At 39.7% G+C, this 15318-nt stretch carries 13 protein-coding genes; 4 read left to right on the plus strand and 9 right to left on the minus strand.

The window, feature by feature from the left end; translation table 11 throughout:
• Positions 1–206 precede the first annotated feature (206 nt).
• Complete coding sequence (locus HUW48_RS12570) at positions 207–671, minus strand: peroxiredoxin (protein WP_182415998.1); 465 nt, start codon at positions 669–671, stop codon at positions 207–209.
• Positions 672–813: 142 nt separating this feature from the next.
• Here HUW48_RS12570 and HUW48_RS12575 point away from each other — a divergent pair, with 142 nt between their 5' ends.
• From HUW48_RS12575 to HUW48_RS12585, 3 genes are read left to right on the plus strand one after another with little or no spacing between them, the layout of a single operon-like run.
• Complete coding sequence (locus HUW48_RS12575) at positions 814–1506, plus strand: glycosyltransferase family 2 protein (protein WP_182415999.1); 693 nt, start codon at positions 814–816, stop codon at positions 1504–1506.
• A gap of 3 nt (positions 1507–1509) precedes the next feature.
• Positions 1510–2991, plus strand: coding sequence for a cellulose synthase family protein (locus tag HUW48_RS12580; RefSeq protein ID WP_182416000.1), 1482 nt, complete (start codon positions 1510–1512; stop codon positions 2989–2991).
• A 6-nt stretch (positions 2992–2997) separates the two neighbouring features.
• Complete coding sequence (locus tag HUW48_RS12585) at positions 2998–4323, plus strand: glycosyltransferase family 87 protein (protein WP_182416001.1); 1326 nt, start codon at positions 2998–3000, stop codon at positions 4321–4323.
• 9 nt (positions 4324–4332) lie between these two features.
• Here the strand turns inward: HUW48_RS12585 and HUW48_RS12590 are convergent, their stop codons facing one another.
• From HUW48_RS12590 to HUW48_RS12605, 4 genes are all read right to left on the minus strand, one after another.
• Positions 4333–5031 (minus strand): DUF2461 domain-containing protein, encoded by a 699-nt coding sequence (locus tag HUW48_RS12590; RefSeq protein WP_182416002.1) that lies wholly within the window; start codon positions 5029–5031, stop codon positions 4333–4335.
• Positions 5032–5277: 246 nt separating this feature from the next.
• Positions 5278–6171: a hypothetical protein gene (locus HUW48_RS12595; RefSeq protein WP_182416003.1), complete on the minus strand. Its 894-nt coding sequence runs from the start codon at positions 6169–6171 to the stop codon at positions 5278–5280.
• A gap of 49 nt (positions 6172–6220) precedes the next feature.
• The gene (locus HUW48_RS12600) at positions 6221–7069 is read right to left on the minus strand and encodes an anti-sigma factor (RefSeq protein WP_182416004.1); all 849 of its coding nucleotides are present in this window, start codon (positions 7067–7069) and stop codon (positions 6221–6223) included.
• Positions 7070–7082: 13 nt separating this feature from the next.
• Positions 7083–7631: an RNA polymerase sigma factor gene (locus tag HUW48_RS12605; protein ID WP_182416005.1), complete on the minus strand. Its 549-nt coding sequence runs from the start codon at positions 7629–7631 to the stop codon at positions 7083–7085.
• Positions 7632–7902: 271 nt separating this feature from the next.
• On the opposite strand from HUW48_RS12605, the gene HUW48_RS12610 reads away from it, so the two are divergent.
• A complete protein-coding gene (locus HUW48_RS12610) occupies positions 7903–9267 on the plus strand; it encodes an NAD-dependent succinate-semialdehyde dehydrogenase (protein ID WP_182416006.1) in 1365 nt (454 codons plus the stop codon).
• Positions 9268–9429: 162 nt separating this feature from the next.
• Here the strand turns inward: HUW48_RS12610 and HUW48_RS12615 are convergent, their stop codons facing one another.
• The 4 genes from HUW48_RS12615 to HUW48_RS12630 form a co-directional block, all read right to left on the minus strand.
• On the minus strand, positions 9430–11325 hold the full coding sequence (locus HUW48_RS12615; protein ID WP_182416007.1) for a T9SS type A sorting domain-containing protein: 1896 nt from the start codon (positions 11323–11325) through the stop codon (positions 9430–9432).
• Positions 11326–11720: 395 nt separating this feature from the next.
• Positions 11721–12485: a YdcF family protein gene (locus HUW48_RS12620; protein WP_182416008.1), complete on the minus strand. Its 765-nt coding sequence runs from the start codon at positions 12483–12485 to the stop codon at positions 11721–11723.
• A gap of 117 nt (positions 12486–12602) precedes the next feature.
• Positions 12603–14378, minus strand: a complete 1776-nt coding sequence (locus HUW48_RS12625; RefSeq protein WP_182416009.1) for a DUF885 domain-containing protein — start codon at positions 14376–14378, stop codon at positions 12603–12605.
• Between the two features lie 264 nt (positions 14379–14642).
• Positions 14643–14864, minus strand: coding sequence for a DUF2905 domain-containing protein (locus HUW48_RS12630; RefSeq protein ID WP_182416010.1), 222 nt, complete (start codon positions 14862–14864; stop codon positions 14643–14645).
• Between the last annotated feature and the right edge of the window lie 454 nt (positions 14865–15318).

Below are 15318 nucleotides of genomic sequence, written 5' to 3' on the forward strand. Positions count from 1 at the left end.
TTTTAAAACTTAATTGTTAAAACCAGTAAGTACATTCATATTTAAATTCAGCCCAAAATAAAGTGACTATATTACACCTTTAAATTGTAAATCTTACAAGAAGAATAAAAATATTCTTTCAAGTTAAAACCATCCGTAAAAGTCTAAATAGAAAGCAGCTCTCCCCTCTTCCACCAATTCATTCAAACTTAAATAATCTGATTGTATCAGGTATTGTCCGAAGAAAGTTGCTGCAAAATTCTTAAAGCATTATGTACGTGTTCCAACGGTTTTAACTGGGAATTAAATGCATATTGAATTGTTCCGGATTTATCAATAACAAACGTAGCCCGGCCCGGAATTAAGCCCAGCGTTTTAGGTACCCCGTACATTTTAGCCACTTTACCAGCAGGGTCACTTAACAAAGTAAAAGGTAATTGGTATTTAGTTGAAAATTTTTGGTGAGACGCTAAATCATCGGAAGAAACGCCAATTACTTCAGCACCATGTTCCTGAAAAATCTCGAATTGATCCCGAAAAGAGCAGGCTTCGGCCGTGCAACCGCGGGTATCGTTTTTAGGATAAAAATACAATACTACGTTCTTCTTGTTTTGTAAATCGGATAAGGAAAAAGATTCGCCTTGCGAATTTTTTAGTTCAAAGTCAGGAGCTGGTGTTCCAGGATTCAGCATAATTGTAAAATTAAATAAACCTATAATGGGAGTAGCAAATACTACCCGCCTCAATTTTTAAAGTTATATAACCAAGAAATGGAGATACGGTTTCAGAGTTGAGTTAATTTGTTCATCTTTACGGCGGTTTATTACTACCCGCATGCCCCTTATTCACGTTATTATTCCCGCGTACAACGAAGAAAAATCAATTGCTCAGGTAATTCAGGCTATTCCGCCTGCTCTTATTTCAGAAATAATAGTAGTCAATAATAATTCAACCGATAATACAGCAGTAGTAGCAAAAGCCGCGGGCCCTACTGTTTTATTTGCTTCGGAACCAGGTTACGGCAACGCTTGCCTCACCGGCATGGAGTACGCACTTACTAAATTGCCTGCCGAACAACCCGAAATTATTGTATTTATTGATGGCGATTTCTCGGACTATCCGGAAGAAATGCCTTTGTTGATTCAACCTATTTTAGAAAACCGGGCTGACCTGGTTATTGGCTCCCGGGCACTGGGCCAAAGAGAGAAAGGAGCCATGCTGCCGCAACAGATTTTTGGCAATTGGCTAGCTACTACTCTATTACGTTTATTTTATAATGCCCATTTTACCGACTTGGGACCATTTCGTGCGATTCGTACCGAGGCTTTACTTAAATTAAATATGCAGGACCGTACCTATGGCTGGACTGTGGAAATGCAATTAAAAGCAGCTAAGCTAAAACTACGCAGCGTAGAAGTTCCGGTCAGATACCGGAAACGGATTGGTTTTTCTAAAATTTCGGGTACGGTGAAAGGTACGGTTATGGCCGGTTATAAAATTATTGCTACCATTTTCCGATATTTGTAGGTGATGACGATTTTGGCTTTGCTATTAGTGCTGGTGTATGGGTTGTGCCTGAGTTTTATATTTTGCTACAGCCTGATACAAGTGCATCTAACTTATCTTTACCTGCGTTGCCAAGCCACAAAGCATCGACCTATAAACCCTTCTTTGCTATTAACTCCAGAGGAGCTTCCTCGTGTAACCATACAATTGCCTATTTACAACGAACGTTACGTGGTGGAACGTTTAATAGATGCCGTGGCCGCTTTTAATTATCCTGCGAATAAACTTCAAATTCAGGTACTCGACGATTCGGATGATGAAACAGTAACGCTTATCGCGGCCAAAGTTGCTCATTACCAAGCCAAAGGATTAGATATAACGCATGTAAAACGTCCATCGCGAACTGGTTTTAAAGCTGGGGCTTTACAATATGGTTTAACAACTGCTACTGGTGAATTTATCGCTATTTTTGATGCAGATTTTTTACCCGAACCTGATTTTTTGCACCAAACGCTTCGCCAGTTCAACCACCCGCGCGTTGGGGTAGTACAAACCCGGTGGGAACATTTAAACAGCCATTATTCCTTATTAACCAAGTTGCAAGCATTTGGCTTAAATGCCCATTTTACCATTGAACAAACCGGACGGAGTTGCGGTCATTTTTTTATAAATTTTAACGGTACCGGTGGCATTTGGCGAAAAACCTGCATTCAGGATGCCGGCGGGTGGCAAGCCGATACGCTTACCGAAGATTTAGATTTAAGTTATCGGGCTCAACTGCGGAATTGGGAGTTCCGTTATTTAGAACAAGTTACCGCACCCGCCGAATTACCCGCTACCATGCCCGCCGTAAAGTCGCAGCAATTTCGCTGGACCAAAGGCGCCGCCGAAACGGCCCGTAAAAATCTCGGAAAAGTATTACGCTCCGATCAACCGTTATTAACGAAAGTACACGCTATTTTTCATTTAGGTAACAGCAGCATTTTTGTTTGCGTTTTTCTATCAGCCGTTCTAAGCTTACCCCTCCTACTTATCCGCGAACATTGGACACCCTATTTTTATTTGTTTAAATCGGGTAGTTTATTTTTAATTAGTCTGGTGGGCTTGGTTTTGTTTTACTGGACTGCCTACCGGCAAACTTCTAAAAACCGGTCAGTTTCTATATTTACTTTTTTCCCGCGTTTTCTCTGGTTTCTTACTTTTTCATTGGGTTTATCGCTGCATAATGCCTTAGCGGTGCTGGAAGGCTACTTAGGTATCAAAACTCCGTTTGTTCGTACGCCCAAATTTAATCTGCGTACTCCCGCTGATTCCTGGCAAAATAATGCCTATCAAACGGCTTCTATCAACTTACTTACTATTTTAGAAGGTTTGCTTGCCTTGTATTTTCTTGCGGGAATTATTTTAGCATTCTACTTCCGGGACTATGGCCTACTCCCCTTTTATACCATGTTAATGCTGGGCTTTGGAGGCGTATTTTTTTTAACGCTTAAACACAGTCGTTAACTCTCCATGAAGCCTAATTCAATCTTGAAAGCTAGTATATTGTTGTTCGTATCGGCAATAACATATGTTGGGTTGGGCTACTATACCGAGCGATCCAATTTTATTCAATTAATTTTTCTTTTTGCCCTGAGCTTTGCGGCCTACATACTTTTATTGCAACAGCGTTTATCTTTAAAACTTATAATTCCGGCAGCAATATTTCTTCGGCTTGTGTTAATGTTTTCATGGCCAAGTTTGTCCGATGATTATTTCCGGTTTATTTGGGACGGACGGTTAAGGGTGGCCGGCGAAAACCCGTTCTTACATTTACCTTCCTATTACCAAACCCTTCCAACGCCAATACCCGGCATCAATCTAGAATTATTTAAACACCTTAACTCCCCGCATTACTATTCTGTTTACCCGCCTGTTAGCCAATTTGTATTTGCCTTTAGCGCCTGGATAGCACCGGAAAGTAATTGGGGAATGGTGCTAAGTATGCGGTTTATTATTTTAATGGCCGAAGCAGCCTCTATTGTTTTCCTAATTAAGCTTTTACAACACTACCATATACCGGTTAGTCGGGTGGCCTGGTACGCTTTTAATCCTTTAGTAATAGTAGAACTAACCGGTAACCTTCACTTCGAAGCACTGCTTATTTGCGGCTTGTTGGGCAGTATCTATTTACTAAAGCGGCACAAACTTCTTTTATCCGGAGCCATTTTGGGGTTAGCCATAGGAGTAAAAATGATACCCTTAATTTTTATGCCTTTTCTATTAGCACATTTGGGTTGGAAGAAATTTTTAGTATTTGCCAGCGCAACCGGATTTACTTTATGCTTATTATTCTTGCCTTTTTTATCGCAAGCATTATTTCAGAATATTGGGCAAAGCCTTAATTTATACTTCCAGAAATTTGAATTTAATGCCAGCGTATATTACGTTTTTCGTTGGCTTGGTTCCCTTGTATTGGGGTATAATACCATTGGGGTTCTAGGCCCGTTTCTATCTTTAGCTACTTTCGTTACTATAATGGCGGCAGCTTACCAGAACCGTAATAGGTTCAATCAAAATTTACTTACCTACTTCCTCCTGGCACTAAGTATTTACCTGTTTTTGGCTACTACTGTACATCCGTGGTATTTAACCACCTTGGTTGCCCTTAGTGTTTTTACGCCTTTCCGGTATGCCCTGGTTTGGTCAGGAATAGCTGTATTCTCCTATGCAGCTTATCAAACTCAACTTTACCAAGAAAATTTATATGTAATTGCCCTGGAATATATTGTGGTTTATGGTTGGTTAATCTGGGAAATAGTAAAAAACCGGAAGCTTATTACTTCATCCATTCATTAATTTTAATATTTACCCTCTTTCTGAATCGCTGCTTATTTCCAGCATTGGGCGCAGTAAAAAATCCTTTAAAGGCATTAAAGCTTTTGCTATTCCCAGGCAGTTTTTTAATAAATCGGGTTGTAGTAACTGTTCGTCGGTGAGGGAATGAGTGGCTACCCAACTCTTATACTTCAGGTAATCTAAAGCCGGATTGGTGGCATCGTAGCCTTTTGGCGAGGATTTTAATTTTTCGCCGGCTAATTCCTGCCCAAAACTTTTAGTAAATTCCGGACTATGCACAATTTCGGAGAACTCCTGAAAATTATAATCTATTTCCTGACGCACCGCTTTCAAATGAGGAGCGGGTGGCATCCATAATCCTCCCCCTATAAATGACTGATTACCCGAACTGAAATGAAAATAGTAACCGGGATAAACAGATTTACGACCACCAGGGGCTAAGTACGCGCCAAAATGATCTTTGTAAGGTCGCTTATCGTTGGAAAACCGCACATCGCGGTAAATCCGGAAAACAATTTCACTTGCTTTTTGGTCCGTAACACTTTCGTCGAAAGCAGCTACTCCTTTTATCCATTCGCCTACAAACAGTAAAAAATCCTGTCGGGCCAAGTCATAACGCTCTTTATTTTCCTGAAACCAATTTCGATCATTATTATTTTTGAGGTCGGTAATATACTGTAGAGTCTCGGGTTTAAAATGCGTGTTCATACTTTGTAATTACAAGTTGCAGGTTGCAAGTTAACAGTTATCTCCTGGAAAAATTTAGCTTAAAGAGTAAAACTAGAAATAGAAAATAAGTAACAAGACCAGATGAATTTACTAAACATGATGCTGAGGACGAGACTATTGTCTCCTAATATTGACATTCAGTTTCTGAACCTTAAAAAAGTCTAATAACTAATATCCTGATACTTTTGCCTAATTAATTAGAACTGGCAAACTATTATCCGAAAATTAATGCTGCCAATAAGCGAAGCGTTGAATATTTTTTAATTCTAATGTTCGGCCATCGTAGGATCTTTGCCGCAACAAGGCATTCGGATATTTTTTACTAAACCAATACTGACTTTGCTTATCCGGGGCAAATTGCACCGTTACCAGCCAGGCACCTCCCGGAAATTCTTCAGTGGAGCCCTGGCTAATAGAAAATGTAGCTTGGAATAAAGTCGGGGGCAAAGCTTTAGACGTTTGCTGTAACTCATAAACCGGCGCTTTAAAAGTTAGGTTTTCTTTAAATTTTAAACTGCGCAAGGTATAAGGTAACTGGTCTTCAAATAAAGCAAGTTCTTTCAAAGACAATTCACCGGTTCCTTGATTATCCCAGTAAGAATTAAATTGGTAGGTAAAAGAATTGCCCTTTTGCGTAATAGCTTTAAACGTATTGCCGCACCACTCCTGCGACGAACTGGTAAGTTTATGTACTGTAACCGGGTTCTCGCGCTTAAAAAATAAGGACGTTAGATAATGATAAGGATAATTTTCAGTGGGAATCCGGGCAAACTCGTTTACTTTTATTACCGGAAAAAGATCACTGCGTTTATAATCATCAGTTTTAACGTTAAACGCTTTATTAAAATCTTCTTTAACCGTAATTAAAGTATAATCAAACTGCCGGGCTCTATTGTAAACAATTCTTTGAGCCTGGTAGGTGGCTACTTCGGCTAAGCCATCGTCCCAGAATTTTTGCTGCGCCCAATTTACATTAAAATACTGCGTATAATTTCCGGGTCCTGCTACTCCATTCCGGCTCGAACAAGCCAATATACCCCCTATAAAACTAACAATAACAAAGAGAAAGAACTTTATAAAGTTGCTTTTGAACCGATAAAATTTAGGAATAGAAAACATGCAGCAAATATATCAGCTGGCAATTAAGCTTCCATTTAATACACAATTTTTAAATCTGACCCATTACGTACATTTCCTGCAAAGTTGGGTTTTGGCTCCCTCCTTCTGGTTCCAAGGTAATGGCAAAAGCCTGGGCATTGGCAATGGTTTTCATGTGCTGAACCGCCGTTGAATCGCTAAGGTCTAGCATACCCGCATCAATGGGTTTACCGTTTTCCAACGCCCATAATTGATACTGCCGTTTAGGAGGAGGTACTGGTAAATCTGCTACTTTTAGTAAAACACCTTTTGTTTTGGTATTCCAATAAACCAACACCGAGGAAGACGGAGATTTTTGTACTCCTTTTAAATCTACTCTTTGTGTTTTGTTATGCGTTAAAAATTGTAGCTCCTCGGTGGTTAATTGTAGTTTATTATTTACTTGCTGAACTTGCTGGGCATATCTGTTCTGAGAAGCTAAAGCCAGTTGGTACTGATTTTCGGAACGTTGCCAGTTCGTAAAAAAGTAAAAATTAAAACCAGCACTAACTAAAAGTAAAACGGTGGCGGCAATGGCCCACCAACTATACCCTGGTGCCGCAGAAGATTCATCCAATGGCGAGTCAACTGGAAAGGAAATTTGCTTACCTTCTGGTTCAGGAGTAATTTCGGCAACAGTGTTCCCGATAGGTGCAGTTGTAATAATAGCACGTAAAACTTTTTCTTTTAAATGAGCGGGTGGTTCTACGGCGTGCAATTGCGCGTAGGAATCTAAAGAATCAGATATTGCTTGTAGCTCCGCTTGTACTTGTGGGTAAAGAGCTGACATACGATCTACTTCTAACCTTTCGGCGGGCGGTAAAAGCCCGGTAGCGTATAATTCTAAAACCCCAGATGCTATGTATTCCTGAATATCCAATTTATTTATGTACTTATTTCAAAAATTTTCCTAAAGCTTTTATAGCGGCCCTTGCCCGGGTTTTAACCGTGCCGAGCGGAATTTCTAATTCTTCGGCCACCTCACTTTGCGTAAACCCGTCGAAATACATCATATCAATCACTTTCTTCTGATCGGGATTAAGTTTCTCCGTCAGTTCTTTTAAACCGATATGCTCTGGCCGAAAACCACTACTATCAGCGGTATATTGAATTTGACTTTTTTCTAAAGCTTGTGTTTTAGAACCTACGCGATACTGCCGGGATCGGATTTTATCAATTGCTAAATTTCTGGCAATATTAATTAACCAAGTAAACAGTTTACCTTTGCTGGCATCGTACGAAGAAAAAGAAGACCATATTTTTACGAAACACTCCTGCAGCACATCTTCGGCAACTTCAGTATCTTTTACAATCCGTAAAATAACCCCATATAAGGCAGGTGAATACATATCGTATAACTGCCCAACAGCGGCATCTTCCGGCACCCGTAATCGGGCAACTAATTCTTCTTCTGAAGTAGCTATTGGCTGATTTGGTGACAATTCTAAAATTTAGTTTTGGATTTACTGTAGATCAGAAAACCTTTTCAAACATACACATAATAAACTTGAAAATTATTTATTCAAACTGGTTTTACACTATTTTGTTTTACTTTTTTTTAATTTACTTAATCAAAATTTTTGAATACCGTTTAAACAGCATTATTCTTAATTTTAGCAAGTAATCTGTAAAAAAGGCAGAATAAAATAGAGTTAAACTATTAATAGCTTTTAGGAGTATTTTGATTGTTTAAGTGTAACAAGTAATTAACTTATGGCCATACAATCTTTAAATCCGGCAACAAACAAAGTAATTAAAAACTTCACTCCTCATTCACCCGACGAATTAGAAAATTCACTAAATCGCGCTGATTTGGCTTTTGGAAGTTGGCGAAAAACCCTTTTTACCGAACGCGCCGACTTAATGCGGCGTGCCGCGCAGGAGCTTAAAGATAATGTAAACCATTACGCCGAAATTATTACCCTGGAAATGGGTAAACCCATCCGCGAATCAAAAGGTGAAATAAATAAATGTGCCCTTTGCTGCGAATTTTACGCGGAGCACGCCGAAACATATTTAAAGGACGAAGATATTCACTCTGATGCATCTGTAAGCTACATTTCCTACGAGCCACTGGGCATTATTCTGGCGGTAATGCCCTGGAATTTTCCTTTCTGGCAGGTTTTCCGGTTTGCGGCACCTAGTTTAATGGCGGGTAATGTGGGCTTGCTGAAACACGCATCTAATGTACCCCAATGCGCTTTGGCCATTGAAGAAGTTTTTAGAAAAGCTGGTTTTCCGGAGGGAGTATTCACCACGGCCTTAGTTGAGTCGGAGGCAGTAGAAACTTTAATAAAAGATGACCGCATTAAAGCTGTAACGCTTACGGGCAGCGAAGGTGCCGGGGCTAGTGTAGCAGCTTTGGCTGGTAGCCAAATTAAAAAAACAGTAATGGAGCTAGGAGGCAGCGATGCTTTTATTGTACTAGCCGATGCTAACCTGGAAGAAACGGCTGAAATGGCAGCCAAAGCCCGCATGATTAATACGGGTCAAAGTTGCATTGCAGCCAAACGGTTTATTATCGAAGAAAAAATTGCTCCTAAATTTATTAACCGCATGAAACATTACTTGCAGGCACTTAAAACCGGTGATACTTTAGACGAAACCACGGATTACGGCCCTCTGGCCCGGCAAGACCTGGCGGCTTCGGTGCAAAAGCAAGTAGATGAATCGGTGGCAAAAGGGGCAAAAATCCTTCTGGAAGGTGGTCGACCCGATGAAACAAGCGCCTATTTTCACCCGATGATGTTAACGGATATTCAACCGGGAACGCCCGCTCACGAGGAAGAAATATTTGGACCCGTAGCCTGTATTTTCGTAGTAAAAAATGCTGAAGAAGCTATTAAAGTAGCAAATGAAAGTCGCTATGGTTTAGGAGCTTCTATCTGGTCGTGCAATGTGCAGGAAGCCCGGAAACTAGCCCGCCAAATAGAATCAGGGGCAGTATTTATTAACGGAATAGTCCAGTCACATCCGGCTCTACCCTTTGGGGGTATTAAAAAATCCGGCTATGGCCGCGAATTGTCGTATGTAGGCATCCGGGAGTTTGTGAACCAGAAAACCGTTTGGGTAGCCTAGAATATTTTCATAAAAAAGAGCGGCAGTTATATAACTGCCGCTCTTTTTTATGAAAATATTCTAGTAGTTGTTTGTTATTAGTTGCTCGTTGCTTATTTAGTAAATCTCTAATAATCAACATTATACTACAAATAATAGCCTCTACTAATTTCGTTGCAGTACTTATTGTTTCACTATTTTACTAAAAGTATTTTGTTTGCCCGTTTGTAGGCGGTACAGATACACACCTTTGGCCAAAGAGGCACCATCGAAATGAACTTCGTGCGTACCGGCTTTTTGTTTTTCATTTACCAGAACTTTCAATTGCTGCCCTTGTAAAGAATAAACCGCCAAATGTACGGGTACATCTTCGCTTAAAGTGTACGTAATGGTAGTGCTGTTCGCAAAAGGATTCGGATAAGCATAATGCTTTTTAATAGCCATGTTACTATTTTCCGTATTATTGTTAGAAAGCCCGGCAATTGCTGATCTTCCGCGGGAAATTTCCTTGGCTGCCGATACATAAGAAAGAGATAAATAATCGACGTTAGGCCCACTTTGACCAATGGCCGAAGCCCGGATAGTATGGGTACCCTGCGACAGAAAAATATTATTTCCCCCGTAAAAAGACCAGGTATCCCAGCTATAAGTAGTAGTAAAGGCATGGGTGGCAAATCCGACACCATCCACTGAAAAATGCAATGCCCGGTTAGCTTCCCGGCCATTCGAATAATTTAAACCCACATTGTATAATCCCGGGGTTTGTATTTTAACAGTCCATTCAACGTAATCATCGTTTGGGTTGATATAGTTCACAAAACCGGTACCGCTATATCCTAAATGATTAATGTCAACTTGCCCTCCTTTTATGGTAGCAAATTCGGCTTCGTATTTCGCAATGGCTGGTTTTTCTACCGCTATCACCAAGTAATTCGATTGCGCCCCCGCGGCGGGTGGAGTGAGGTTACCCCCTAACAAAAAAGGATCCGGATAGATATACGGGAACTCTACTAATTTACTGTACACATTCAGATAGCTGTTTGCCGGATCATCAGTTTCTATAATATCACCGGTTTTTGTCCAATCGCTCAACCAGGCTGGCAATCGGGTAGCTTTAGGATCGTAGGCAACGTATAGTACTACCGGTTTTTTCAAAAACATAGTTAAAAAAGTACGGCTGGTATCTTGCTTATCGGCACTCGACGACTGAATAAAAGAAGCCCCTTTTAAGTATTCTGGAATTGAAGTAATTGAAAATAACTGATCGGAATACGATTTTTCACCTGGGTTTAACTTAGCTACCGAATACGAACGGTTACTGGCTGCCGAGACCTGCGTTACTAAATCATCCTGAGCGGGTTTTTCTCTTTCAGCTGGTTTTTCTACATCCGGTTGGCGGGCTTCAATCCAATCAACAAAAAAATCTTCGGCGGCGGTTTGGGTATCTATTTGCCAGCCAAAATGGCCCAATTGCGGATAAGTAGTATCAATAGCCTCTAAGGTAGGAATACTGGGATAACCTCTGCCTCTATCTAAATATACCTGAATAAGGCCACTTTTGTAGCGGGCAATTTTAAATTTATACCACCGGGATGTTTCCAGATCAGGGTAAATACTTACTTCATCTAAGGATTGGGTATAATAAAAGTTACCTTCGGCGCGGGATAAAGTTAATTGCCCGCCTGCATAAGGAGTATAACTTACAACGTAAGCGAAAGCACTATCTACATCCTGGCTATTCTGGCCGAAAACAATCCGGAATTCGCGCTGGTAATTTACGGTATATCCTTTGCTCGTGGTTTCTAATATAAAAGAAGGAGCCGAAAACTTTTCTGCTGTAGATAAAGTACCCCCGCTACCATCAATTGAATTATACGCATAGCCCGACCGGATAGACCAGCCATTGGCTATACTCCAATTATCTCCTAATTCGGAACGGTTAAAATCGTCTCTGAATAGTACCGGATTTGTTTGAGCATAAGAGCTAATACGTGGAATAAAAGATAATAAAAAAAGAAGTACCCCTACTGCTCTTACTTTAAGATTATGATTAGAGGATGAGGGTCTAATTAGGTTCATAAAAGGGATGTTTAAATTATTAAATATTAGGTTAGCTTCATTTCATTCCTATTCTTCGCATATAATTTAAGAATAAATACGGACATCTAAAATACAAGGGCTCGTTAAAACAAGTTATATAATTAACCGCCTACAAATGAAAGAATTAGTCAATATTAAAATATCCAAAACAGATACTTTTTCTTCCTGATATATAATTAGTACAACAAACTAATGCAGGAATTCATTTATCATTTATTCATTTTTTTTAAAGAACTGTTTTCTTTATCAACTCTGCAATTTAATTGTTTATACGTATATTAAAAAATTAATATATAAAATTAGTTATAGAGTTAACTTTTTTATTAAAAGATACAGGTGTGTTCTTATAAAAATACACGATTCCATTTTGGGTTTTAGCAATATCCTAAAATAGTATAAGTAATAAAACCTAATAATTCGTGAATGAGGAGGTGCCAGTTGGCAAAGGCTTCGGCGGAAGGAATAATTAAACTATTTGGGAAGAAACTGCGATCTTTAGAATAAAAGTCAGCCGGAAAACTTATGGCATTTACGCCGGCTTCTTTAAAACAACCTTCGGCCCGCCGCATGTGAAAGGCAGAGGTAATTAAAATTAAGGAATGGATATCCGGCCTTTGTTGGAGTAAACGTGAGGTAAAAAGGGCGTTTTCGCGGGTATTCTGGCTTTTATCTTCCAGCAGAATATCTGTTGCCGGTACGCCGGCTAAAAGTAAAATCTTCTTTAATTCGGCGGCTTCCGTGGTATAAATCGTCTTAATACTGCCGGTACCACCGGAAATAATTATTTTTTTTATTTTTTTTGTTTTGTATAGCCATAAGGTATGCAAAACCCGGTCGGCTCCGCGCTCTATGTATACCCGGTCATGTGGCGATTTCTCTAACGAAGTAATTCCGGTTAGTAAAATACCCGCATCCGAAACGGGTATTTCGGTCAGGCGTTTTGGCGGCAATTCCCAGAGCAGGAAAGCTTCGTTAATTATAAATGGATTCGTAAAAAAAAGCACCACAATAGCCGCCAATCTTACAGCTAAACGCCGGTAACGGCCCCGTTTGGTAAATAAAGCAAATAATAAAAGTACTACCAGCCAAACTACGGGTAAAGCTACGTAGTATAAAATTTTAGAAAGTATAAAAAACATAGGACCAGAACTGCCGCAGAAATTACCTCTTGCATTTAGTAAATGTTAAAAAAGTAAGTTCTTCGGCTACTCGTAAAGTATCATTATTTAGTTACCAGATTTATAATTCTTAGCTATTTAATTCTCATTTTTAAGCATTAAAGTCCGGATGAAGCGTACCGGAGAGCTTCCGTAACTTAAAAATTGTTCGTGAAACTTCTTTAAATTAAAATCTTTGCCTTGCTTTTTCTTCATTTCTTCCCGTAAGTCATAAATCTCGGTGTAACCGGTAAAGTAGCTGGATAATTGAACTTGCGAAAGAGTTGCCCGTTTCCATTTTTCACGCGCTTCCGCTTCTTCCTGAAAACCTTCGTTCACAAGTAAGGCTAAAGCTTCTTTTTCCGTCATTCCTAAAACGTGGATGCTGTAATCGATAATCGCATTCAGGGTCACGCGCATGTTCCATTTGTACCAGGTAAGCCACATTTCCGGCGCATTATTGCCGTAGCCTTGTTCCAGCATCATGCGCTCCGAGTAAACGGCCCAACCTTCTACCATGGCACCATTACCTAAAACTGCTTTTATAATAGAAGGCGATTTATTGGCGTAAATAAGTTGAGTGTAATGTCCCGGAATGGCTTCGTGAATATTTAAAATCTGTAATTGATATTTATTGTATTCGCGTAAATAACTCTCTGCTTCGGCGGCATTGTAATGCGTTAAAGGGGTTACATTGTAGTAGGTATTGGCACTTTTATCGTAAGGTCCGGGAGCCGAAATAGAAGCTCCGGCTATTCCGCGCATGTATTCCGGGGTAGGGCGCACTACTAAGGGCTTGGTTGGATCCTGGGTTAATAATTTTTTAGCGTTTACAAAGGCAACCAGTTGCGGAATTTGCGTTTTAATGGCGATTAAAAAAGAATCGCGGCGCACGTATTGTTCGGCCAGTTTACCTAATAATTGTTTAACGCCCGGTAAACCCGGCGTTAACGGTTCATCCGGAAAATAAACGGGCCATAATTTTTGCGTAAGAGCCAGCATTTCGCGGTGCAGGTAATCTTTATGTTGCAAAGCTTTTTGATAAACCTGTTCAGCGGAATAGCCCGATTGAATGTCATACTTGAATTTTTGCGAAAAAAGTTCTTTTCCGATTCTAAAACTTCGTCCCTGACCTTTCCGGACGGTTGGTAGAATATCATTTTGCAGAAAGCTGATATAGCTGTTAATTTCGGTTTTGGCAGTGGCAATCCGCGATTGTAGAAAGTCTTTTTCGAAAGGTTTTAATCGGGCAACTTTTATTGAATCAGCCAGTTCATCGAACACGGTTAAAGCGCCTTTGTTTTGCAAAATGGCTAATTGCGTATGCTCCAGCGTAGGCTTTTTAATATTATTTTTAGCTGCTTCGTAATAGGGTACTACGTGTTCTATTTTTAATGAAATACTCCGCAGCCGGTTAGTTAAACTATCGTACCGGCCATTTAAAATTTCGGCCACTCCTCCCCCTATATTATAATCGGCCGGGTTCCATTCGGCTGGTTTTAGAACGGTAGCGTACCAAATGCGGCCATTAAAAAAATCCTCGAGCATTTGGTAATCGGTTTGATTATTCAACGATAAGTTGGTGCGGTTAATTTTATGCAAATCGTTGAGCATGGACCGATAAGAAGCTACTTCATTTTCCAGGCGTTCAGGAGTAGGAATTACCAGTTCGCTGTCGTATTTGTGGTATCCCACCGATGTGGCCCATTCCGGGTTTAGGCGCCAGATTTTCTCCAGCAAAGCTGCTTTTACCTCGGTGAATTGTTGCTCTGGAGTAGTAACCTCCCCCGATTCTTTAACTTTTTGCCGGTCGCAGGATAGGAACAAAAAGAATATACTAAATATAAATAAAAGGCGCGTACCTCTGAATACCATAGGTTTTGTAGAATTAGTCGGATGTATCTTTAAAATCTGATTATTAATGAAATAGTACGTTTTATGTTTACTTAACTTTAGGCATTATAGGTATTCTGCCTTATAGAAAAATCCTATTTACTTTATTCCAGTTTGTTATTAATAAAAGCATTAGCAATTAAGAAATATTTACTAATTAGCGCTTGCACGAAATTAGTCTTGAACAAAAGTTAATGATTTCACCGGCTTCACGAATTTTTTCGCCGAACAAACACTTGCTTTTATCTAAAAGAACCGCCGGATAAGCCACATTACTAAACTCAGCAAAATACTTACTAAAATCATACTGGTGAGTGGTGCGTAAAATTTAAAATTAGGCTTTTCAATCCGGATATCGCCCGGCAAATGGCCGAACCAACTAAGTTTATTGCCCGCCAGCCACAACAGCAGTCCTAAGCCAACAATTATTAAACCCAGGAAAACCAGGTATTTACCCAATGGCTGCATACTACTTTAAATAAGTTCATGTATTTACGTGGCGTAAAATTACTAAATGGACATACGCATAATGCTGCTTATTAGATATTCCCGTATTGGCTTAAATCAGAATTTTAATTTTACTCGAATGGTCAGCTATAGTATATCTGAGGGCTTTAAAGATTTATTGGTTATTACACTTAGTACGGCCAGATTATAAGTTCCTGCTATTAGGCAGGCTTTTACCTTTTTAATACCGGTAAAAGCGTATTATTCCCTTACCATTTTACTTGCGGGGGTGCTAATAAATAGAATTAGCCAGAAACTAATTTGGGCAAAAATTAAATTTTCCGCAACCGCTAACCACTAAACAAATTAGCTAGAGGAACCATTTACGATAGAATAGTAAAGGTGGCCTTATGCATAAGCAACAAAAACAAAAGAGAAAGTTATTCGCCTTTTCTGAAGCGTAAACCAAAGAATA

This window comes from Adhaeribacter radiodurans (genome assembly GCF_014075995.1).
In the GTDB taxonomy this organism is placed as follows: Bacteria; Bacteroidota; Bacteroidia; order Cytophagales; family Hymenobacteraceae; genus Adhaeribacter; species Adhaeribacter radiodurans.

Excerpts from the sequence above, each read along its gene's own strand:
- HUW48_RS12630 (WP_182416010.1), bottom strand. The coding sequence starts at position 14,864 with ATGCAGCCATTGGGTAAATACCTGGTTTTCCTGGGTTTAATAATTGTT.
- HUW48_RS12615 (WP_182416007.1), bottom strand. The coding sequence starts at position 11,325 with ATGAACCTAATTAGACCCTCATCCTCTAATCATAATCTTAAAGTAAGA.
- HUW48_RS12580 (WP_182416000.1), top strand. The coding sequence starts at position 1,510 with ATGACGATTTTGGCTTTGCTATTAGTGCTGGTGTATGGGTTGTGCCTG.
- HUW48_RS12595 (WP_182416003.1), bottom strand. The coding sequence starts at position 6,171 with ATGTTTTCTATTCCTAAATTTTATCGGTTCAAAAGCAACTTTATAAAG.
- HUW48_RS12610 (WP_182416006.1), top strand. The coding sequence starts at position 7,903 with ATGGCCATACAATCTTTAAATCCGGCAACAAACAAAGTAATTAAAAAC.
- HUW48_RS12570 (WP_182415998.1), bottom strand. The coding sequence starts at position 671 with ATGCTGAATCCTGGAACACCAGCTCCTGACTTTGAACTAAAAAATTCG.
- HUW48_RS12590 (WP_182416002.1), bottom strand. The coding sequence starts at position 5,031 with ATGAACACGCATTTTAAACCCGAGACTCTACAGTATATTACCGACCTC.
- HUW48_RS12585 (WP_182416001.1), top strand. The coding sequence starts at position 2,998 with ATGAAGCCTAATTCAATCTTGAAAGCTAGTATATTGTTGTTCGTATCG.
- HUW48_RS12620 (WP_182416008.1), bottom strand. The coding sequence starts at position 12,485 with ATGTTTTTTATACTTTCTAAAATTTTATACTACGTAGCTTTACCCGTA.
- HUW48_RS12625 (WP_182416009.1), bottom strand. The coding sequence starts at position 14,378 with ATGGTATTCAGAGGTACGCGCCTTTTATTTATATTTAGTATATTCTTT.
- HUW48_RS12575 (WP_182415999.1), top strand. The coding sequence starts at position 814 with ATGCCCCTTATTCACGTTATTATTCCCGCGTACAACGAAGAAAAATCA.